This window comes from Kitasatospora sp. NPDC091276 (assembly GCF_040684355.1).
GTDB lineage: Bacteria > Actinomycetota > Actinomycetes > Streptomycetales > Streptomycetaceae > Kitasatospora.
Genome location: NZ_JBFBFU010000042.1, coordinates 15440 through 35433 on the forward strand (window position 1 = coordinate 15440; position 19994 = coordinate 35433).

Consider the following 19994-nt stretch of genomic DNA (forward strand, 5'->3'; position numbering starts at 1 on the left):
CCTCGCCCGCGACGCGGCCGCTACTGCTCGGCGAGGACGCGGCGGGCCGTGCTCAGGGCGGAGTCCTTGAGCCCGGCCAACTCCTCATCGGTGAACACCGGTGTGCGGATGTCCGGCGGGATGCCGGGGCCGTCGAAGGTGCTGCCGTCGGGCGTGAGGTACTTCTCGTTCGGCAGCACCACCATGAAGTCCGGCGAGAGGGTCTTGACCAGCACGTCGGAGAAGACGCCCTGGGTGTTCTCGCCGATCCGGACGACGTGCGGGGAGCGGCCCATCAGGGTCTGGGTGAAGGTCTCGGCGGCGCTGATCGACAGCGAGGAGGTGAGCAGGGCGACGGGGCCGGTGAAGTGCTCGGTGCGCGCGGGCCGCACCACGACCGGCTGTGGCCGGGTGAACTTCGTGGGGTCGGCCGGGTCGTCGCGGGCCACCTTGCGGTAGGCGACGTACGGGCGGTCGGTGAGCCGGGCGGCGATCTGCTGCCCGAGCGCGTCCGAGCCGCCGCCGTTCAGCCGGACGTCGATCACCAGGCCGTTGAGCCGGTCGGGGTCGGCGAGCAGGGCGTCCAGGGCCCGGTCGAGCTCCTTGGCCTGGGCGGCGAATCCGCCGGTCGCGTAACCGTCGAAGCCGCTCACCCGCAGGTAGCCGACGCCGTCCGGGAGCCGGCCCACGCCCAGCCGACTCACCCCCTGCGCGTTGACGCCGAACTCCTGTTCGGTGCCGGTCAGTTGTGCGTCGACGGCCTTGCGGGCCGCGTCCCGCAGGGCGGGCGTCGACTTCAGCGAGCCGTCGCGCCGGCCGGAGTAGACGCCGGTCGGGCCGGTGCCGGTCACCCGGGCCAGACTGGTGTGCGCGTCCTTGAGCGGGGTCAGCAGGTCGATGAAGATCTGCTGGAGCTGGTCGGTGGTGGTCGCCGGAGTGATCTTCGCGCGCTGCTCGTCGCGGGCCGCGTGCCAGTCGATCCCCTTGGCGGCGAAGAAGGGGTAGTTCTCCTCGAAGGTCTCCCAGAACCGGTCGAAGACCGCGAGCGGGTCGTTGGGGGAGGGCCGGGTGCACAGCGCCGGCAGCGCGTCCAGACGACGCAGCGTCTTGGTGCCCGTCCCGCCCTCCTCGACGTCGATCGCCCGGCGCCCGCCCGGCTGCGGGGTGAGGGTGAGGGCGTTGTCGCCCAGGACGTACCGGACGGTGCCGTCCCGGCCGGGGGCGCCGTCCTGCGTCCCGGTGATCCACCCCGGCACGCAGCTGTGCGTCGTCACGTCGTAGGTGGCCAGGCTGCTCCCGGAGACCACGGCCACCAGGCCGTACCCGTCCATCTGCCAGACCCCCTGGAGGGACCTGCCCCGCCTGTCCTGGCCGTCGGCCCGCGTCGCGGCCACCCCCGGCGCCGCCACCGTGACCGTCGTCGCGAGCGCCACCGCCGTGGCCGCCACCGCCCTGCCGACCGCTGTTCTGCCCACTGCCGCCCCGCTCGCCGTCGCCCGGCTCGGCGTCGTCCTGCTCGCTGCGGCCCTGCCCACTGCCCTGCGCGTCATCTCCGGCCTCCGCCGAACCGCCCGGCCTCCCCCGCGGAACCGCTCCGCCGCCTTGCCCCCGACGCTACGGCGGCCCCCACCGCCCCGGCGTCATCCCGCGCGCCCGACCCCCGCCCGACTTCGGGGCTACCCGCGGCTCCGCCGAAACCACTCCGTGGGGGTATCGACAGCAAACCCTTTTGACGGTGGGTGAAAATCCTCCGTCGGTGGTCCCAACTCCGGTGCGCTCCAGTACCATCGGCGCCATGCCTGCGCTCAACATCGAGTACACGGAGCACGAGCTCGCCGCGATCCGCGAGGCCGCCGCCGCGGACGGCAAGAGCATCAAGGCGTACATCCACGACCTGAGCGTGCGGGAGCAGCAGCGGCGGGTGTTCGTGGACCACGCGGTGGCGTTCTGGAAGTCGCACCGGGCGGAGTTCGACGCCGCGTTCCCGGAGGACGCGCCGGCGGCGTGAACGGCGCGGCGGGGGTGCGGGGATGATGCCGCTCCACGTCGACCTGCGCTGGCTGCTCGACGTGCAGGAGCTGGCCTCGCCGGAGGACCTCAGCGTGCGGGACTACTCCGCGCTCCAGGCCGCCGTCGCCCGGCACCGGGTGAACACCGCGCAACTCGGCCACGACGCCGACGCCGCCTGGTGCGCGGCCACCCTGATGCACACCATCGTGCTGCTGCGCCCCTTGCCGGTGCGCAACAACCTGTACGCCTGCATGACGACGGCCGCGTACATGCACGCGGCCAAGGAGGGCATCGACCCGCCGTACGGGGCGCTGGTCGAGCTGGCCCGCGACATCGCGGCGGGCGGGGCGGACGTGTTCGCGGCGGCCGACCGGATCCGCTCCTGGCGGATCTGAGGCCGGCCGCCGCGCGGACGGTCGCCCGGGAAGGGAGCCCCCGGGAGAGGGCGACCCCGGGAAGGGCGCCATCTGCGCCCGGGCATTCAGGACTTGGCGGACCTCAGCTTGCCCGCGACCAGCGTGCCCAGCCGGTCCAGGCCGACCACGGCGGCGGCCAGCACCACGAACTCGACCGTCAGCAGGGCTATCTGGCCCCAGACGTAGCCGTAGCCCTTGGTGGTGGGGTCGAAGAAGAAGTAGGGGTAGGGCGTCGGGTAGTCGTCGAACAGCGCGTTCCGGGCGAGCACGATCGCCGCGTAGCCGAGCGGGAAGGCCAGCCAGAGCGGGATGTCCTTCCAGGCCGCCGCGTTGCGCGGCTTCAGCACCAGCCAGTCGGCGATCACCATCACCGGCGTCACGTAGTGCAGGAAGAACGACGACCAGTGCGCGAGCTTGTCCGGCCCGCTGACCAGCCCGGGCAGCGGGTTGGCGCCGTGCTGGAGCAGGACGTGCGAGACCAGCCCGGTGATCAGTATGTACAGGGTGGCGGCGCCGCGCAGCCGGGGCGCGGGCGCGTCCACGGTGTCGCGCTTGAGCATCCAGTACACGGCGCCGATGAAGTAGCCGAGCACGATGACGTTGCTCTGCACGGTGAAGAACACCAGCGGCGCGGTTCCGAGGGTCAGGCCGAGGCCCGCCGAGAGCACGATGCCCATGCGCCACCACAGCGCGGGGCGGGTCCGGACTGTCATGCGGCCACCAGTTCGTTTCAGGCGATACGGGAGGTATCGGACGGCTAAGGGGGAACGTCGCACTCTACTCGCAGGTAGCGGGGGGACGGAAGAAACGGTCCTGCTCGGGGCCGGACCCGCCGGACTCCGCAGCCCGGCTGGACTCCAACGGCCCCGTCGGCCCCTGAGGCCCCCTCGGCTCAACCCGGCAGGACGAAGCCCGACTCGTACGCCGCGATCACCACGCGGATGCCGTCGCGGGCCCCGTCGCGGCTCTCGCCGTGCACGCTTTCGCCGTGCGCGCTCTCGCCGTGCACGCTCCCGCCGTGGTCGTCCTCGTTCATCGTGTCCCTCCCACCGGTAGCCAGACGGCCAGCCGCCACGTCGTCCCGCACTCGCTCGGCCCCGCCGTGCTTCCGCCGCGCAGGGCGGTCGCGCGCTCCCCGATCCCGCGCTCCCCGATCCCGCGCAGCCCGCGCCCGCCGCCAGGGCGGCTCGGGCGGGCGGGGCCCAGCGGGTTGATCAGTTCGATCTCCAACCGGCCCCCGGCCAGGACGACCCGCAGCCCGGCCGGCGCGGGCCCGGCGTGCCGCAGCACGTTGGTCAGGCCCTCCTGCACGATCCGGTACGCCTCCCGGGAGACCCCGGCGGGCAGCCGGGCCAGGCCCGGGGCCAGCTCGGCGTCCACCGTCACGCCGGTGCGGGCGAGTTGGCGCAGCAGGTCGTCCGGCCCGCCGAGCGTCGGCCCGGCGGGCCGGTCGGCGTCGGCCTCCTCCTCGCGCAACAGCCCGAGCACGGCGTCCAGTTCGGCGACGGCCGCTCGCGTGGTCCGCTCGATCGCCTGGAGTGCCTCGGCGGCGAAGTCCGGGTCGGTGCGCAGCACCCGGGCGGCCGCCGAGGCCTGGATGCCGACCGCGCTGAGCGCGTGCCCGACCGAGTCGTGCAGTTCGCGGGCCAGCCGGTTGCGCTGGGCGAGCACGGTGGCCCGGCGTTCGGCGGCGGCCAGCCGCTCCTCCGGGGTCGGGCCGAGCAGGGCCGGCGCCCAGCGGGCCAGCAGGGCGCCGCAGCTGGCGTTGGTGGCGACGATCAGCAGCAGGAGGGCGAGGCCCAGCGCCGGGCCGGTGAGCATCCAGCCGGGGAAGCGGCCCTCCCAGTACCTCGCGAGATCCTCGGTGCCGGTGAAGGAGAACAGCAGCACCACCGCGAACGGCGTCCCGCCGAGCGTCATCCCGGCCACCACACCGCCGAAGAAGAGGTGCAGCGCGTACCAGAGCGCGGTGCGTCGGCGCGCCGCCCACGAGCGGGCCGGCCCAGCGGCCAGTTCCTCGGGCCGCTGCGCCGCGCACAGCGCCCGGGCCGCGGCCCCCTCCAGTGCCCGTCCGGTCGGCACCAGCGCGGTGGCGGCGGCCATCGGCAGGGAGGTGAACAGCGCGGTGAGCTGCAGGAGCGTCTGGCGCAGTTGCCCCTGGTCCGGGTTGAGCGCCCCGAGCATCACCACCGAGAGCAGCCAGTACGGCATCAGCGGCGCGCCGCCCAGCACCAGGGGTGCACCCAGCGCAGCCGGGCCCGCCGCCCCAGCAGCGCCCCCGCCGCCCGCCGCATCCGGCCGCCCGCCCCCGTGTTCACCCGGGTGACCCTGCGTCAGCGGGGGTGCGGCCCGCGGCCGCCCGTCCGGCCGGCGCCACCGCGCCCGCCGACGGGGCTGGCAGTAGCCCGGGCCGGCGCCGCGCGTCCTCCCTGGTCCTCATGCCGTCCACGGTCCCGCCGCCCCCCGGGCCGACGCGTCAACCCGGCGAACGGTCCCCCTCCCCCTCCAGGGGGATCTTGCCCTGCGACCCTCCTCCCGGGCCGGGGGAGCGTCGTTGACCCGGACACACGCCTCACGAGACACGCGGGTGGACGGGAGAGGACACCGCCATGGCCGAACCGTCCGTACCGGTACCGCCGCCTCGGTACCCGCACCCGCACCCGCACCCGCCCCTGCCACCGGTCGCCCCGACGGTGCCCGACTCGCTGCAGCAGCTCATCCAGGCCCAGACCGGCGCGCCGCGCGGCGACGCCACCGCCTACCTGCGGGCGGGAGCGCACCTCGACCCGGCCTTCCGGGACGCGGTGATCGAGGAACTCGCCGAACACCCGTACCGGGTACCGCCGCCGACCCCCGGGGTCGACCTGGCGGCGGTGCTCAAGGAGTGCTACGCGGCGCGGCGGCAGGCGGTGGGGCGGGCGGTGCTGGTCCTGCTGACCGCGGCCGTGCTGCCCGTGCTCGCGGTGTGCGGCGCCGTCTCCCTCATGGCGTCCGGTCAGACCGACGTGCCGCACGCGCTCGATGTGCTGCTGCGGCTCTGGCTGCTGCAACTGACCGTCCCCCTGGTGTTCGTGGCGGCCTGGCTGATCCGGTCCGACCGGCCCCGGCGCCGCCGGACCGGCAACTGGCTGGCCGTCGGCTGCCTGCTCGGCGCGGTCGAGGTGCTCGGGTGGCACTGGATCGCCGCCCTGCTGGCCGTCTGGTTCGCGGTGTCCCTGGCCGGCCGGCGGCGGCTCGAACAGACGCTGTACGAGCTCGGCACCGGCCGGGCCGCCGCCCCCGAGGACCCCCTCCGCAAGGACCTGTACCGGCGGCTCGCGCGGCAGCAGGCCGACCCCGACGTCGTCTACAGCGACTACGCGCCCTTCGTCGGCGCCGGGATCGAGATCGACCACTGGTCCTTCGCCGACGACCTGCTGCCCGACGACCCGCTGCCCGAGGCCCAGGCGGAACCGGCGGCCACCGCACGGGCGTTGACCGTTCCGGCCGTCCACGCCCGGCTGCGCACCGAACTCGCCCGCCTCGGCGCCGCCGACACACCCGCCTACCCGGGCGACCGCCTGCACGGGATCGCCGTGCACGACCTCGTGTTCAAGAGCGGCAAGCGCCTCGGCCCCGCCGCCGACTGGTGCGGCCACGGCCCCGGCACCGCGTTCGCCGCCCTCGCCCCGTACGCGGCCCACTGCGCCGCCGCGCTGAACGGGGGCGGGCCGGACCCGGAGCACTGGTGGGTGGAGAGCGTCGACCTCGCCGCCGAGGAACGGCTGCGGCACTACCTGGCGGTGCGGGTCGCGGGCTGGCGCGAGGAGATCGTCGTCACCGTGTTCGTGCGGGCCCAACTCCAGGGCGGGCAGCTGTTCCTGGAGAGCAGGGCCTTCGTGCTGCCGCCGATCGCGCGGGCCTACCACGCGATCGACACCGCGGCCCCGCCCGCCGATCTCGGCGACTGGCTCGGCCTCTGCGCGGCGTCCCTCGCGGCGCTGCCCGCTCTGGTGGCGGGCTCGGTCGGCGTGCTGCGCCGCGCCGCGCGCAGCCGGCGCGCCGTCGGGCGCAACGCGCTCCGCTACGCCCGGATGTGCCGGGAGAACCGGCTGGTCGACCACGGCCCCACGCTGTCCGTCCGGGAGCTGGGAGCGGAGCGCGCGTACCAGCAACTGTTCCAGGAGATGGACGTCCAGCGGTACGTGAAGTGCGTCAGGGCCCGGATCGTGTCGGCCGTCCGCGACTGCCTGCGGGACCACGGCTACCGGACGGACGGGGCGGAGCGGTTGCAGCACGTGGTGATCAACAACGGCGTGCAGGTGCACGGCGACGTCCACGGCGTCGTACAGACCGGGGACGCGGCCAACGCCTCGTACCGGACGCTCACCACCCCGGCGCCGCGCGTCGGCGGCACCCGGCAGGACTGAACGGCACCAGGAACAGGGGAACAGCGTGAACGACGACGGCCACGGGATCAGCATCACCGGGAACGTCACGGGCATCGTGCAGAGCGGCAGCCACGCCCGCGCCGAGTACACCCACCGGCAGACCGCCCCCACCCCGGGCGAGGCACCCGAACTGCGCGCCCTGCTCGCGGCGGCGGACGCGCTGCGCGAGCGGCTGCGGGCGCTCGCCCCGGACGAACTGCCGCCCGCCGCCGCGGAGGTGGCCGGGCAGGCGCTCGACGAGCTGGCGGCTGCCGCCCCTGAGGGCCGGCAGCCGGACGGCGGCCGAGTCAGGCGCGCCGTCTTCACGCTCACCGGCGCCCTCGGGGCCGCGGCGGCCCTCACCGAGGCCCTGCGGGCCCTGACCTCGGCCGCCGCCCCCTGGTTCTGAGGCCAGCCCTCTGGCCTCTCGCCCGTCCTCTGGCCTCTCGCCCGTCCTCTGGCCTCTCGCCCGTCCGCTCGCCCGCTCGCCCGGCTCCTCGGCCCGGCCCCTGGGCTCAGGCCGTCCGGTGGATCAGCCGGCCCTCGTCGTCGGTGCGGCCGTCCGGGTCCGGCAGCAGCCCGAGCCGCTCGGCGAGCCGGCGGGACGGCACGTTGTCCGGGTGGATCAGGGCGACCACTGGCACGCCGGGGAAGCGCGGCAGCGCCTCCGCCATCGCCGCCCGGGCCGCCTCGGCGGCGTAGCCCAGGCCCCAGGCGGACGGCCGGAAGCGGTAGTAGAGGTTGAACACCCGCTCGCCGTCCAGCGTGTGCAGGTAGAGCCCGGCGAACCCGATGACGGCCTCCGGCTCCTCCCGGGTGGACACGGTGCAGTACCCCACCCCGTCCCGCGCCCAGTCGGCGACGAAGCCGTCCAGCATCTCCCGGCTCGCCGTCCGGTCGCGGTGGGGCCCGTTGGGGTTGTAGCGGTTGGTCTCCGGATCCCCGTGGATCGCGAACACCGCCTCCACGTCCCCCTCCTGGGGCCGGCCGAGGACCAGCCGCTCGGAGGCGGTGACGATCGTGCGGGTGGCGGGTCCGGTGGCGGGTCCGGTGGTGGTCATGGCGCTTCCCCCGTGTCGTGCGTAATAGGTCTACCGCACCATAGGCCATTACCCCGACAGTCGCCCGACCATTTCCGCCCACCCGCCCCGGCTACAGGATCGGCTCACACCCGATGGCCTTGCCCCCGGCGGTCAGGAACTGGCGCATCAGGTCCTTCTGGTCGGGGAACAAGTAGTGCTTGTCGAGGGTGGGTTCGTACCCGCCGTCGACGGAGAAGAAGACGTCCCTGCCGTGGCAGGCGACGACCAGCTCGGCGGGTGTTTCCTTGCCGATCTGATGGGCCCGCCCGAATTCGGACGGACGTGCGCCTTCCTTCTGGTCCAGGGCGGTGGTCCGTGGCTCCGTCGTGATCGCGAAGGTCTGCGGCAGAGTGCCCAATGACCGCCTGGTGATCGTGCAGGACCAGATCGGGTCGGACGCGGTGGTCACCTGCTGCTGGTACGGCCATTGGGCCTCGGGGTCCTTCGCGGGCGCGAACCCGGGCAGGCCGCAGAGCTCGGCCCAGTTCGGCGCCGCCTCGGCCCCCTTGGCCGACAGGCTCTTCGGCATCGGCAGCTTCTGGTCCGCGCACCGGTTCGCCTTGGCGGCCCTGTTGGCGAAGGCCACGGCCAGCCGGGCCCTGGTCTCGTCCCGGCCCTCCTCGATGGTCTCCACCTCGGCGCGCAGGCCCTTGTCGCACCCCTCGGGGAGCAGGGCCCACGCCTTTTGCGGGGTCACCGAGCCGACCGAGCCGCCGGAGAACAGTCGGGCATCCGGCGCGGCCAGGCCGTGCGGGCCCTTGGTGTCGAGTGCGATGGTGAACCACACGGTCCTCTTGGTCGTCTCGAACAGACCGGAGTTGACCGTGGCGGAGCAGCTGTAGCCGGAGGAGGCCGCCATCGTCGAGTGCTTCTCGCGCTTGTGTTCACTGATCCGCCCGGACCCCAGCACATCGTGCACCTGGCCCGCCGTGGCCGCCCCGTCGCACACGCTGTCCGGCCCGCCGACGTTCGTCAGCCGGTACAGCAGGAACCACGACACCCCCACCACGAAGACGGACAGCACCGCTGCTGCCCGCACTCGCAGCCGCCAGGTGGTGAACCCACGCGCAGTCAGCGCGGCGTCCAGGCGCTTGCCCGCGCCCTGCGTGTGCCCGGGCTCCTCGTCCGCTTGTTGCGTTCCCTGCTTCATATCGCCCTCTCAGCGTCCGCCCAGCGCATTGCGGTAGGTCCCGTTGACCCCGGTGCTGTAACTGCTGGACACCTGGAACAGCAGGTTCTGCATCACGCCGCCGCTGTCGCCGATCTGTTTGTCGGTGAGGCCGGCCAGTTCGGCCCGCTTCCTGATCATGGTGTCGAGTTGGTTCTCACCTGCGGAGAACATCCTCGCCATCTGCTCCTGCGTTGACTTGTCCTCCTCGGCGTTGAGCCCGTTCGCCCATTCCGACGTGCCGACGTCGACGAGCCGCTGGACGTAGTCCCCCACGACCGGGATGGGGGTCAGCGGAGCGCCGATGAGGTGGTAGTTCACCTTCGCCGCCCAGTTGTTCTTGAACACCGCGTCGTCGTGGTGGTGGGTGATGACATCCGACTGGGTGCCGCTGAGGACGCCCAGGACCTGTCCGGCCTCGTGGACGAACCCCTCGATCCTGGGGTTGGGCCGCCCGGCGCTGTCCGGCCTGAACGCATCGGTCGGGAAGGTGTCGAGCCGCCGGGCCAGTTCCTGGCTCTCGGCGTAGTGGATGGTCTGGAACGCCTCCGGGTCCTCGGCCACTCCTCGGATGGCTCGGATCATCTGGTCCCGGTCGATGGCCAGTCCGCTGGTCTCGGAGTGTCCGCCGAGCTTCTTCCCGAGGACCTCGTACGTGTCGGGCGCGTAGTCGGCGATCATGTTGGCGAGCGGACGACGCATCACGGACGGCAGTTCGGCCGCGTGACCTGCGGTGTCGCCGCCGAACGAGGCGATGGCCTCGGACATGATGCGCGCCATCGCCGCGTCGTGCGGGCGGACCGGAGGCTGGTTGCCATGGGGGTCCCGACCTGTCGTGGCGGCCTCCAGGGCGTCACCGAACGCGGCGCGGGAGATGTCGCGGGCGAGGCCGCTGTCGAGGTTCTGCTCGGATCCCTGGAACGGCCACTTCCGGTCGTGCAGGAGGTAGTCCAGGTTCCTGCTCTTCCCGGGGTCGAAGAAGTCCTTCGAGGCATCGGGGGCGCGGCTCAGAGCCTTCATCAGACCGCCCATGGGGTCGGTCTGGTCGGCTAGGGTCTCCCAGTTGCGGCCCCAGAGGTCCTCGCCCTTGGTCTTGCTGGTGCGCTCGTAGTCGACCAGGTCGTTGCCGACCTTGAGCAGGAACGCCTTGTCGTACGTCCCCTTCGCCCCCATCAGCGCCGTCAGCGCCGGGTAGTTGTCGTTGAACCCCGCCGCCGAGCCTCCCGGGCGGCGGGCGGCGGCCAGCAGGCCGTCCTCCCAGGCCTTGCCCATTCCTCCGTCATGGGTGGCCGTGGCGAGCACCACCGACAGGTTGCCGTAGACGTCCTGGTAGTCCTTGGCGTTGTGGTTGCCGTGGGCGAGGCCGTCGTAGACCTTGCTGTACTCCAGCAGGGCGTCCGGGCCGGTCTTCCCGCCGTAGTCGAGGCCGTTGAGCAGCGTGGTGGAGAAGTCCTTGTTGCCCGCGTTGGCGGCCATGATGTCCTGCAGCTGCTTCAGCTGCGGATCGCTGAGGCTGCCGGCCTTGGCCATCAGGTCCTTGGCCCGGTTGGCGTCGGCGACCGGGCCGCCGCCGTAGGGCGTGGGGTTGAAGGCCGTGGTGCTGGTGCCGATGTCGCCCTGGAGTGCGGCGGTGGCCCGCTGGTCGGCGGAGTCGGCCTTCTCGACGGCCTTCGTCAGCCGGGCCGCGATGGCCTCGGCCTTGGCTGCGAGCGTCTGAGCCAGCTTCTCGGCGTCGGGGTCGTTCCTCGTCTCCTTCGGCAGGGTCCAGTTGACCTGGCCGTCCGCGGCGACGGTCATGTTGTCGCTCTGGGCGTCGTGGATCGCCGTGTCGAGGTCGCGGCGGGCGGCGGCGAAGTCCTCGGCGGCGGTCTTCATGATCGCGGCGAGGGCGGTGGCGACGGCCGAGGCCTGCTTGAAGTCGCCGTCGACGGTCTGGAGCACCTTGGTCGCGTCGTCGGCCGCCGCGCCCTTCCAACCGGCCCGCTGCGCGGTGCTGGTGAGGTCCTTGGCGACCCGGCCGTCCAGGGCGGTGAGGGCCTTGGCGACGCCGGCCCAGGCTTCGGCGGCGTCGGTGATCCCGGAGAAGTCGGCCTCGTGCAGTTCCTTGAAGGACACCATGTGTCCGGGTTCCCCCTTCTGGTCTTCCAACTGCTGTTCTTCTGGGGCCAAACAGGGCCAAACAGGGCCTAGCGGGGCCTAGCGGCCCGCGCGGAGGTCGGCGGCGGTCGCGGCTTCGTTGGCGCCGTAGGACTGCTGGGTCCTGTCGAGGTTGCCGGCGGCCTTGCCGAGCGTGTCGTGCAGGGCCTTGCACTGCTGCATCCAGCGCTCGGTGCAGCCGGTGAGGGCGCCGCCGAAGGAGAAGCCGCGGATCCTGGTCGACGCGGTGCTCGCGTACTCGGTGAGGCTGTGTGCGCCGGGCCCGGCCTTGCCGTTCGCGTTGTCGAGGTCGGTGGCGATCTGTCGGGCCATCCCGGCCGAGGCGTTGAGTTCGTGCGGGACGTCCAGCCGGGTGGTCACCAGACCCGGGGCGAGGACGGGCGCGGGCACGTTGCCGCCACCGGACTGGACGGGTGGGGCGTACGGCGCGGTCCTGGCCGAGCCGGGTGCCGGAGCCGAGGCCGGCGAGACCGGCCCGGTGGTGAAGTACGGGCTAACCATGTGTGTGCAACTCCTTCTCGTCGAGAAGGGGTCAATCCCCCCTGTGGCATGACGACGGTACAGGGGCCCTCCGTCAGTGCACTGACGCACCCTCCGTGTTCGCGGTCGCACGGCGGGTGGATGGGGGAGGAGGTCTTGTTACCGGCGGGTCGCTTCCCTATCATCACGGGTGTTACAGCTTTACTGTCAAACCCAGAAGGGTTCTGCAGCCAGTGCGTGACACGAGCAGTCCGCCGGGCGCCACGGCCGCCGGCCCCGGCCCGTTGGCGGGGGTGCGGGCGGTCGAGCTCGCGGGGATCGGGCCGGGGCCGTTCGCGGCGATGCTGCTGGCCGACCTGGGCGCCGACGTGGTGCGGGTGGACCGGCCGGATCCGTCGCCGCTGGGCATCGACCCGGCGTACGACGTGACCAACCGGAACAAGCGGTCGGTGCTGGTCGACCTCAAGTCCCCGGCGGGGCCCGGCCTGGTGCTGGACCTGGTCGAGCGGGCGGACCTGCTGATCGAGGGCTACCGGCCCGGGGTCGCGGAGCGGCTCGGGGTCGGGCCGCAGGACTGCCTGGCCCGCAACCCGGCGCTGGTGTACGGGCGGATGACCGGGTGGGGGCAGCAGGGGCCGCGCGCCGCCAGCGCCGGGCACGACCTCGGGTACGCGGCGGTGGCCGGGGTGCTCGGCCTGGTCGCGGGGCCGGGCGGGCCCGAGGAGGCGCCCGGCATCCCGGCCAACCTGCTGGGCGACTACGCGGGCGGCTCGCTCTACCTGGTCGTCGGCCTGCTCGCCGGGCTGCACCACGCCAGGTGCACCGGTGCCGGCCAGGTCGTCGACGCCGCGATCGTGGACGGCGCGGCGCACCTGTCCAGCATGCTGTGGGGGCTGCTCGCGGCCGGCCACTGGCAGGACCGCCGGGGCGCCAACCTGCTGGACGGCGGCGCGCCGTTCTACGCGGTCTACCGGGCGGCCGACGGCGGACACCTGGCCGTGGGGGCGCTGGAGCCGCAGTTCTACGCCGAGTTCGCCCGCCTGCTGGACCTCGGCCCGCAGGCGCCCGGGCAGTACGACCTGGCCCGCTGGCCCGAACTGCGGGCCCTGATCGCCGACCGCTTCGCCACCCGGACCAGGGCCGAGTGGGAGGCCGTCTTCGCCGGGTCCGACGCCTGCGTGGAGCCGGTGCTGACGATGCGTCAGGCGGCCAGAGAGGAACACCTGTTGGCGCGCGGCACCTATGTCGAGGCGGGCGGCGTCACCCAGCCCGCCCCGGCCCCGCGCTTCTCCGCCACCCCCGGCACGCTGCGCCGCCCGCCGGCCCGGCCGGGCGCGGACACCGCCGAAGTGGCCCGTGACTGGGCCGTCCCGTCCCTCAACTCCGATGCAGGACAAGGAGCGTAGCGTTGCAGCGCGAGATCTTCACCGAGCAGCACGAGGACTTCCGGGCCGCCGTGCGGGCCTTCCTCGCCAAGGAGGTGCTGCCGCACTACGACCGCTGGGAGAAGGCCGGTATCGTCGACCGCTCCGCCTGGCTGGCGGCCGGCCGCCAGGGCCTGCTCGGGATGGCCGTCCCCGAGGAGTACGGCGGCGGGGGCGCCCCGGACTTCCGCTACGCCGCCGTGCTGGCCGAGGAGTTCGCCCGGGCCGGCGCCTCCGGGCTGGCCGTCGGCCTGCACAACGACATCATCGGCCCCTACCTCACCTCGCTCGCCACCGAGGAGCAGAAGCGCCGCTGGCTGCCCGGCTTCTGCAGCGGCGAGCTGATCACCGCGATCGCGATGACCGAGCCCGGCACCGGCTCCGACCTCCAGGGCATCCGCACCCAGGCCGTCGACCGGGGCGACCACTACCTGCTCAACGGCGCCAAGACCTTCATCTCCAACGGCATCCTCGCCGACCTGGTGGTCGTGGTCGCCCGCACCACCCCCGAGGGCGGCGCGCACGGGCTGAGCCTGCTGGTGGTCGAGCGCGGCACGCCCGGCTTCGAGCGCGGCCGCAACCTGGACAAGATCGGCCAGAAGGCCCAGGACACCGCCGAGTTGTTCTTCGAGGACGTCCGGGTGCCGAAGGCGAACCTGCTCGGCGAGCTCAACGGCGGCTTCGTGCACCTGATGCAGAACCTCGCCCAGGAGCGGCTGACCATCGCGGCCGCGGCGATCGCCGGCGCCGAGTACCTGGTCGAGATCACCACCGACTACGTCAAGCAGCGCGAGGCCTTCGGCCGCCCGTTGGCCAAACTCCAGCACGTGCGCTTCGAGATCGCCGAACTCGCCACCGAGTGCGCCGTCACCCGGGCCTTCGTCGACCGCTGCATCACCGAGCACAACCGCTACGCGCTCACCCCGGTGGACGCCTCGATGGCCAAGTGGTGGGCCACCGAACTGCAGAAGCGCACCGCCGACCGCTGCCTCCAACTGCACGGCGGTTACGGGTACATGAGCGAGTTCCCGGTCGCCCGGGCGTTCACCGACGGCCGGATCCAGACCATCTACGGCGGCACCACCGAGATCATGAAGGAGATCGTCGGCCGGTCCGTCCTCGGCTGAGACCTCCCGCGAAACCCCCTGCCCCGAAAGGCGTTTGACCGTGACCACCGAAGCGTACGTCTACGACGCGATCCGCACCCCGCGCGGCCGGGGCAAGGCCACCGGCTCGCTGCACGGCACCAAGCCGATCGACCTCGTCGTCGGCCTGATCCACGAACTGCGCAACCGGCACCCGGAGTTGGACCCGGCGGCGATCGACGACATCGTGCTCGGCGTGGTCAGCCCGGTCGGTGACCAGGGCTCCGACATCGCCCGGATCGCGGCCATCGCGGCCGGCCTGCCCGACACGGTGGCCGGCGTCCAGGAGAACCGCTTCTGCGCCTCCGGCCTGGAGGCCGTCAACCTGGCTGCCGCCAAGGTCCGTTCGGGCTGGGAGGACCTCATCCTGGCCGGCGGCGTCGAGTCGATGTCCCGGGTCAAGATGGCCTCCGACGGTGGCGCCTGGTTCGCGGACCCGATGACCGCGTACGAGACCAACTTCGTCCCGCAGGGCATCGGCGCCGACCTGATCGCCACCATCGAGGGATTCTCCCGCGCCGACGTGGACGCCTTCGCCGCCGAATCCCAGGCCCGCGCCGCCAAGGCGCAGGCGGACGGCCTGTTCGACCGCTCGGTGGTCCCGGTCCGCGACCGCAACGGCCTGGTCGTGCTGGAGCGCGACGAGTTCATCCGCCCCGGCACCACCGTCGAGACCCTGGCCGGCCTCAAACCCTCCTTCGCCGGCATCGGCGAGGCCGGCGGCTTCGACGCCGTCGCCCTGCAGAAGTACCACTGGGTCGAGGCCATCGACCACGTCCACCACGCCGGCAACTCCTCCGGCATCGTCGACGGCGCCGCGCTCGTCGCCATCGGCAGCCGGGAGATCGGCGAGCGGTACGGGCTGCGCCCGCGCGCCCGGATCGTCTCCGCCGCCGTCTCCGGCTCCGAGCCCACCATCATGCTCACCGGCCCCGCCCCGGCCACCCGCAAGGCGCTCGCCAAGGCCGGGCTCACCGCCGCCGACATCGACCTGGTCGAGATCAACGAGGCCTTCGCGGCGGTCGCCCTGCGCTTCATCCGCGAACTGGGCTTCCGGCCCGAGCAGGTCAACGTCAACGGCGGCGCGATCGCCCTCGGCCACCCGCTCGGCGCCACCGGCGCGATGCTGCTCGGCACCGTGATCGACGAGTTGGAGCGGCGCGACCTGCGCTACGGCCTGATCACCCTCTGCGTGGGCGGCGGCATGGGCGTCGCCACCATCGTCGAGCGCATCTGACCCACTGTCCCTCGGATCCCCTCGGAGACCCTGAACTCATGAGCGACACCACCACCATCCGCTGGGAGCAGGACCAGGACGGCGTGGTCACCCTCGTCCTCGACGACCCGGCCCAGTCCGTCAACACCATGAACGAGGCCTTCACCGCCGACCTCGACGCCGTCGTCGACCGGCTGGCCGGCCTCGCCGCCGCCGACGGGCTGCGCGGCGTCGTCGTCACCTCCGGGAAGAAGACCTTCTTCGCCGGGGGAGACCTCCGGCTGCTCTCCGCCGCCCGCCCCGAGGACGCCGCCGCCGTCTTCGAGAAGTCCCAGCGGATCAAGCGCGCGCTGCGCAGGCTGGAGACCCTCGGCAAGCCGGTCGTCGCCGCCGTCAACGGCAGCGCGCTCGGCGGCGGCCTGGAGATCGCCCTCGCCTGCCACCACCGGATCGCCCTGGACGACCCCGCCAGCCGGCTCGGCCTGCCCGAGGTCACCCTCGGCCTGCTGCCGGGCGGCGGCGGAGTGGTCCGCACGGTACGGCTGTTCGGCATCACCGACGCCCTGCTGAAGTTCCTCCTGGAGGGCCGCCAGTACCGCCCGGCGCAGGCCCTGGAACACGGGCTGGTCCACGAACTCGTCGCCACTCCGGAGGAGTTGACCGCCCGGGCGCGGGCCTGGATCGAGGCCAACCCGACCGCCGTCCAGCCCTGGGACGTCAAGGGCCACAAGATCCCCGGCGGCACCCCGGCGAACCCGGCGTTCGCCGCCAACCTGCCCGCCTTCCCGGCCAACCTGCGCAAGCAGCTGAACGGCGCGCCCTACCCGGCCCCGCGCAACATCCTGGCCGCCGCCGTGGAGAGCGCCCAGGTCGACATCGACACCGCGATGGCGATCGAGGCCCGCTACTTCACCGAGCTCGCCTGCGGACAGACCAGCAAGAACATGATCCAGGCGCTGTTCTTCGACCTCCAGGCGGTCAACTCCGGCGCCGGCCGCCCGCAGGGCGTCGAGAAGCGACTCGTCCGCAAGGTCGCCGTGCTCGGCGCCGGGATGATGGGCGCGGGCATCGCCTACACCTGCGCCAAGGCCGGCATCGAGGTCGTGCTCAAGGACGTGAGCATGGCCGCCGCCGAACGCGGCAAGGCCTACTCCGCCGGGCTGCTGGACAAGGCGATCGCCCGCGGCCGATCCACCGAGGCCAAGCGGGACGCGCTGCTCGCCCGGATCACCCCCACCGCCGAGGCCGCGGACCTGGCCGGCTGCGACGCGGTGATCGAGGCCGTCTTCGAGAACACCGAGCTCAAGCACAAGGTGTTCCAGGAGGTCGAGGGCGTCCTCGCCCCCGACGCGCTGCTCTGCTCCAACACCTCCACCCTGCCGATCGGGCTGCTCGCCGAAGGCGTCGAGCGCACCGCGGACTTCATCGGGCTGCACTTCTTCTCCCCGGTCGACAAGATGCGCCTGGTCGAGATCATCCGCGGCCCGCAGACCGGCGACGAGGCCCTCGCCCGCGCCTTCGACCTGGTCCGGCAGATCGATCGGACCCCGATCGTGGTCAACGACTCGCGCGGCTTCTTCACCTCGCGGGTCATCGGCCAGTTCCTCAACGAGGGCGTCGCCATGGTCGGCGAGGGCGTCCCCCCGGCCAGCATCGAGCAGGCCGCCGCCCAGGCCGGCTACCCGGCCAAGGTGCTCTCGCTGATGGACGAGCTCACCCTCACCCTGCCGCGCAAGATCCGCGACGAGTACCGGCGCGCGGTCGAGGCCGCCGGCGGCGGCTGGACGCCCCACCCGGCCGACGCGGTGGTCGACCGGATGGTCGACGAGTTCGGCCGCCCCGGGCGCAGCGGCGGCGCCGGCTTCTACGAGTACGGCGAGGACGGCAAGCGCGGGCGGCTCTGGCCGGGGCTGCGCGAGCACTTCGGCGAGCCGGCCGCGGACGTCCCCTTCGAGGACCTCCCCTTCGAGGACCTCAAGGAGCGGATGCTGTTCAGCGAGGCGCTGGACTCGGTGCGCTGCCTGGAGGAGGGCGTGCTGACCTCGGTCGCCGACGCCAACGTGGGCTCCATCCTGGGCATCGGCTTCCCGGCCTGGACGGGCGGCGTGTTCCAGTACATCAACGGGTACGAGGGCGGCCCGGCCGGCTTCGCGGCCCGGGCCCGCGAACTCGCCGCCGCCTACGGCGAACGGTTCGCGCCGCCGGCGCTGCTGGAGCGGATCGCGGCGGAGGGGCGCACCTTCACCGACTGACCGTCAGGCCTGAGCGGGTGGGGCCGGGTGCCGGACGGCCCCACCCGGCTCCTCCTGCGGTTGCCCGCCGAGTTCCTTGCCCAGCTCCCCGCCGAGTTCCTTGCCCAGCTCCCCGCCGAGTTCCTTGCTCAGCTCCCCGCTCAGCTCCCCGCCGAGTCCTCCCGCAGTTCCTCGCCGAGTTCCTCCCGCAGCGAGCGCTGGAACGCCGTGACCAGCGCCTGCGCCACCATCGGCTGGATGTGGTCCGTCAACGCCCTCATCCGGGCCAGTTCGTCCGGCGCCGGCTCGCTCTCCCGGTAGGGCCGCCACACCGTCTCCCGGAACAGCCGCTGCAACTCCCGGGCCGTCGCCCGGCTGTGCTCCAGCACCACCGCCCGCGCGGCCAGCAGCGTCTCCAGCGGGATCGGCACGTCCAGGATCCGCACCCCCAGCGGCAGCAGGCCCGGATCCACCCGGAACAGCTCCGGATCGGCCGTCCGCTCCAACGCCCCCATCGCGACCAGGCGTTGCACCTGTTCCTCCGACAGCCCCCGCCCGGCCCGCCGCTCCAACTGCGCCCGGCCCAGTTCCTCCGCCGCCTCGGGCGTCCAGGAGGCCACCAGCGCCCGGTGGATCGCCAGGTCCAGCGGCGTGCTGTCCTCCGGCAGCCGGGACAGGTACCGCTCGATCGCGGCCAACGTCAGCCCCTGGCGCTGCAACTCCTCGATCAGCTCCAGCCGGTCCAGGTGCGCCGCCCCGTACAGCCCGACCCGGCGCGGCCCCAACTCCGGTGGTGGCAGCAGGCCCTTCGTCCCGTAGAACCGCACCGTCCGGACCGTCACCCCGGCCCGCGCCGCCAGTTCGTCGACCGTCAGCCGCACACCGCCCCCGTCTCCCACGGCCCCGCGCTCCCCCATCTGCCGCCTCCTGCACTGGCACACTTCCACTGTGACAGCAGCAGTGTGACAGTGCCCGTCCCCCTGGTCCACCGGCTGCTCCACCGGCTGCTCCACCGGCGACGGCGGCCCGCCGCGCACGTGAGTCCGCCCCCGCCGCTGGGGAGCGGCGGGGGCGGACTCGGGGTGCTGGTGCCTCTGGCGGCGCTGCTTCTGGCCGGAGCCTGCTCTGACCGGCGCTGCTCCCGCGCTGTGGCGCGGCTGGTCCCGGTCTCCGCGGCGTGGGGCTACCGGGAGGCGGTGTCGGCCAGGTCGGCGTGGTGGCGGCGGGTGACCTCGGGATGGGCCCTCGTGTAGCCCTTCCACTCGTTGAGGCCGAACTCGGCGAACAGCGGGTTGTCCGGATCCTCGGTGGCGCCGGGGGCGTGCCGGGCGAACGGGAAGTCCAGCGGCTCGATGTGGGCGTCGAGACGGGGGTTGTAGAAGAACGGGACGGAGAAGCGCTCGCGGGCGCCGACCGGGCTGACCACGCGGTGGTTGGTGGCCTTGAGGTAGCCGTCGGTGGCCACCTCCAGCAGCTCGCCGAGGTTGACGACGAAGGCGCCCGGCATCGGCGGGACCTCCAGGAAGGTGCCGTCCGGGCGCTCGACCTGGAGGCCGCCGACGGTGTCCTGGAGCAGCAGCGTGATGAAGCCGTAGTCCTTGTGGGCGCCGACGCCCTGGCCGGCGCCGTCCGGAGCGGTGCCGGGGTAGCGGACCAGCTTGAGCCGCAGGTGGGGGTGGCCGGCGAAGGCCTCGTCGTAGAAGTCGGGGCGGGCGCCGATCGCGGTGAGGAGCTCGTGCAGCAGCCGGCGGGCGGTGTCGCTGAGGTGGTCGATCCAGCCGAGCGCGGCGGTGCGCAGCTCGGGGAGCGCAGCGGGCCACTGGTTGGGGCCCTCCAGCCACCAGTACGGGGGCTCGTCGGTGCCGGGGACGTGCGGGGGCAGCTCGGCGCCGATGTCCAGCTGGTCGCGCCAGTCCCGGCTGCCGCCGGTGCGCTCGTCGCCGGTGCGGGTGTAGCCGCGGTAGTGGGGGGAGTTGAGGTTGCTCACGGCGAGCCGGTCGGCCTCGGGGAGGGCGAAGAAGGCGCGCATCGCGTCGGTGAGCGCGGCCGTCTCCTCCGGGGTGATGCCGTGGCCGACGAGCTGGAAGAACCCGACGTCGGTGGCCGCGGCACGGAGTTCGTCGTGCAGCCGGCGGCGGTCGTCCGGGCCGCCGTCGGCGAGCGAGAGGTCGATCACCGGGAGGGAGTCGGATATGGGGGTGTACTGCTGCGACATGTGTGACATCCGCTGGTCTCGTCCCGGCCGGTCCCGGTGATCGACCGGGGGGAAGACCGGAG

At 73.2% G+C, this 19994-nt stretch carries 18 protein-coding genes; 8 read left to right on the top strand and 10 right to left on the bottom strand.

The window, feature by feature from the left end; genetic code table 11:
• Positions 1-20: 20 nt before the first annotated feature.
• The gene (locus AB0O19_RS34545) at positions 21-1454 is read right to left on the bottom strand and encodes a S41 family peptidase (RefSeq protein ID WP_363625240.1); all 1434 of its coding nucleotides are present in this window, start codon (positions 1452-1454) and stop codon (positions 21-23) included.
• 320 nt (positions 1455-1774) lie between these two features.
• Between AB0O19_RS34545 and AB0O19_RS34550 the strand changes: the two genes are divergently transcribed.
• Both AB0O19_RS34550 and AB0O19_RS34555 read left to right on the top strand, forming a co-directional pair.
• Entirely contained in the window at positions 1775-1987 is a 213-nt protein-coding gene (locus AB0O19_RS34550; protein WP_063351004.1) for a hypothetical protein, read from the top strand.
• Between the two features lie 22 nt (positions 1988-2009).
• Positions 2010-2384 (top strand): toxin Doc, encoded by a 375-nt coding sequence (locus tag AB0O19_RS34555; RefSeq protein ID WP_363625242.1) that lies wholly within the window; start codon positions 2010-2012, stop codon positions 2382-2384.
• 86 nt (positions 2385-2470) lie between these two features.
• Here AB0O19_RS34555 and AB0O19_RS34560 read toward each other — a convergent pair whose 3' ends face one another.
• From AB0O19_RS34560 to AB0O19_RS34570, 3 genes are all read right to left on the bottom strand, one after another.
• Complete coding sequence (locus AB0O19_RS34560; RefSeq protein ID WP_363371201.1) at positions 2471-3118, bottom strand: Pr6Pr family membrane protein; 648 nt, start codon at positions 3116-3118, stop codon at positions 2471-2473.
• A gap of 179 nt (positions 3119-3297) precedes the next feature.
• A complete protein-coding gene (locus AB0O19_RS34565; RefSeq protein ID WP_363625244.1) occupies positions 3298-3441 on the bottom strand; it encodes a hypothetical protein in 144 nt (47 codons plus the stop codon).
• Positions 3438-4637, bottom strand: coding sequence for a histidine kinase (locus tag AB0O19_RS34570; RefSeq protein ID WP_363625246.1), 1200 nt, complete (start codon positions 4635-4637; stop codon positions 3438-3440). Before AB0O19_RS34570 ends, AB0O19_RS34565 begins: the two co-directional genes overlap by 4 nt.
• Before the next feature lie 377 nt (positions 4638-5014).
• Here AB0O19_RS34570 and AB0O19_RS34575 point away from each other — a divergent pair, with 377 nt between their 5' ends.
• Both AB0O19_RS34575 and AB0O19_RS34580 read left to right on the top strand, forming a co-directional pair.
• Positions 5015-6814, top strand: a complete 1800-nt coding sequence (locus AB0O19_RS34575) for a hypothetical protein (protein WP_363625248.1) — start codon at positions 5015-5017, stop codon at positions 6812-6814.
• A gap of 25 nt (positions 6815-6839) precedes the next feature.
• On the top strand, positions 6840-7223 hold the full coding sequence (locus AB0O19_RS34580) for a DUF5955 family protein (RefSeq protein ID WP_363625250.1): 384 nt from the start codon (positions 6840-6842) through the stop codon (positions 7221-7223).
• Between the two features lie 106 nt (positions 7224-7329).
• On the opposite strand, the gene AB0O19_RS34585 is transcribed toward AB0O19_RS34580, so the two are convergent.
• The 4 genes from AB0O19_RS34585 to AB0O19_RS34600 form a co-directional block, all read right to left on the bottom strand.
• Positions 7330-7875 (bottom strand): GNAT family N-acetyltransferase, encoded by a 546-nt coding sequence (locus AB0O19_RS34585; RefSeq protein ID WP_363625252.1) that lies wholly within the window; start codon positions 7873-7875, stop codon positions 7330-7332.
• 91 nt (positions 7876-7966) lie between these two features.
• Positions 7967-9046, bottom strand: a complete 1080-nt coding sequence (locus AB0O19_RS34590) for a hypothetical protein (protein WP_363625254.1) — start codon at positions 9044-9046, stop codon at positions 7967-7969.
• Between the two features lie 9 nt (positions 9047-9055).
• Positions 9056-11182, bottom strand: a complete 2127-nt coding sequence (locus AB0O19_RS34595; protein ID WP_363625256.1) for a hypothetical protein — start codon at positions 11180-11182, stop codon at positions 9056-9058.
• Between the two features lie 78 nt (positions 11183-11260).
• Positions 11261-11722 (bottom strand): hypothetical protein, encoded by a 462-nt coding sequence (locus AB0O19_RS34600; protein WP_363625258.1) that lies wholly within the window; start codon positions 11720-11722, stop codon positions 11261-11263.
• Positions 11723-11934: 212 nt separating this feature from the next.
• Between AB0O19_RS34600 and AB0O19_RS34605 the strand changes: the two genes are divergently transcribed.
• From AB0O19_RS34605 to AB0O19_RS34620, 4 genes are read left to right on the top strand one after another with little or no spacing between them, the layout of a single operon-like run.
• Positions 11935-13107, top strand: a complete 1173-nt coding sequence (locus tag AB0O19_RS34605) for a CaiB/BaiF CoA-transferase family protein (protein ID WP_363625260.1) — start codon at positions 11935-11937, stop codon at positions 13105-13107.
• Between the two features lie 2 nt (positions 13108-13109).
• Entirely contained in the window at positions 13110-14252 is a 1143-nt protein-coding gene (locus AB0O19_RS34610; protein ID WP_363585678.1) for an acyl-CoA dehydrogenase family protein, read from the top strand.
• A gap of 40 nt (positions 14253-14292) precedes the next feature.
• On the top strand, positions 14293-15507 hold the full coding sequence (locus tag AB0O19_RS34615; protein ID WP_363625262.1) for an acetyl-CoA C-acetyltransferase: 1215 nt from the start codon (positions 14293-14295) through the stop codon (positions 15505-15507).
• Positions 15508-15545: 38 nt separating this feature from the next.
• Positions 15546-17738 (top strand): 3-hydroxyacyl-CoA dehydrogenase NAD-binding domain-containing protein, encoded by a 2193-nt coding sequence (locus tag AB0O19_RS34620; protein ID WP_363625263.1) that lies wholly within the window; start codon positions 15546-15548, stop codon positions 17736-17738.
• Between the two features lie 140 nt (positions 17739-17878).
• Here AB0O19_RS34620 and AB0O19_RS34625 read toward each other — a convergent pair whose 3' ends face one another.
• Together AB0O19_RS34625 and AB0O19_RS34630 are read right to left on the bottom strand one after the other, a co-directional pair.
• Entirely contained in the window at positions 17879-18634 is a 756-nt protein-coding gene (locus tag AB0O19_RS34625; RefSeq protein ID WP_363625264.1) for a MerR family transcriptional regulator, read from the bottom strand.
• Between the two features lie 266 nt (positions 18635-18900).
• The gene (locus tag AB0O19_RS34630) at positions 18901-19941 is read right to left on the bottom strand and encodes a 2-oxoglutarate and iron-dependent oxygenase domain-containing protein (RefSeq protein WP_363625266.1); all 1041 of its coding nucleotides are present in this window, start codon (positions 19939-19941) and stop codon (positions 18901-18903) included.
• Positions 19942-19994 lie beyond the last annotated feature (53 nt).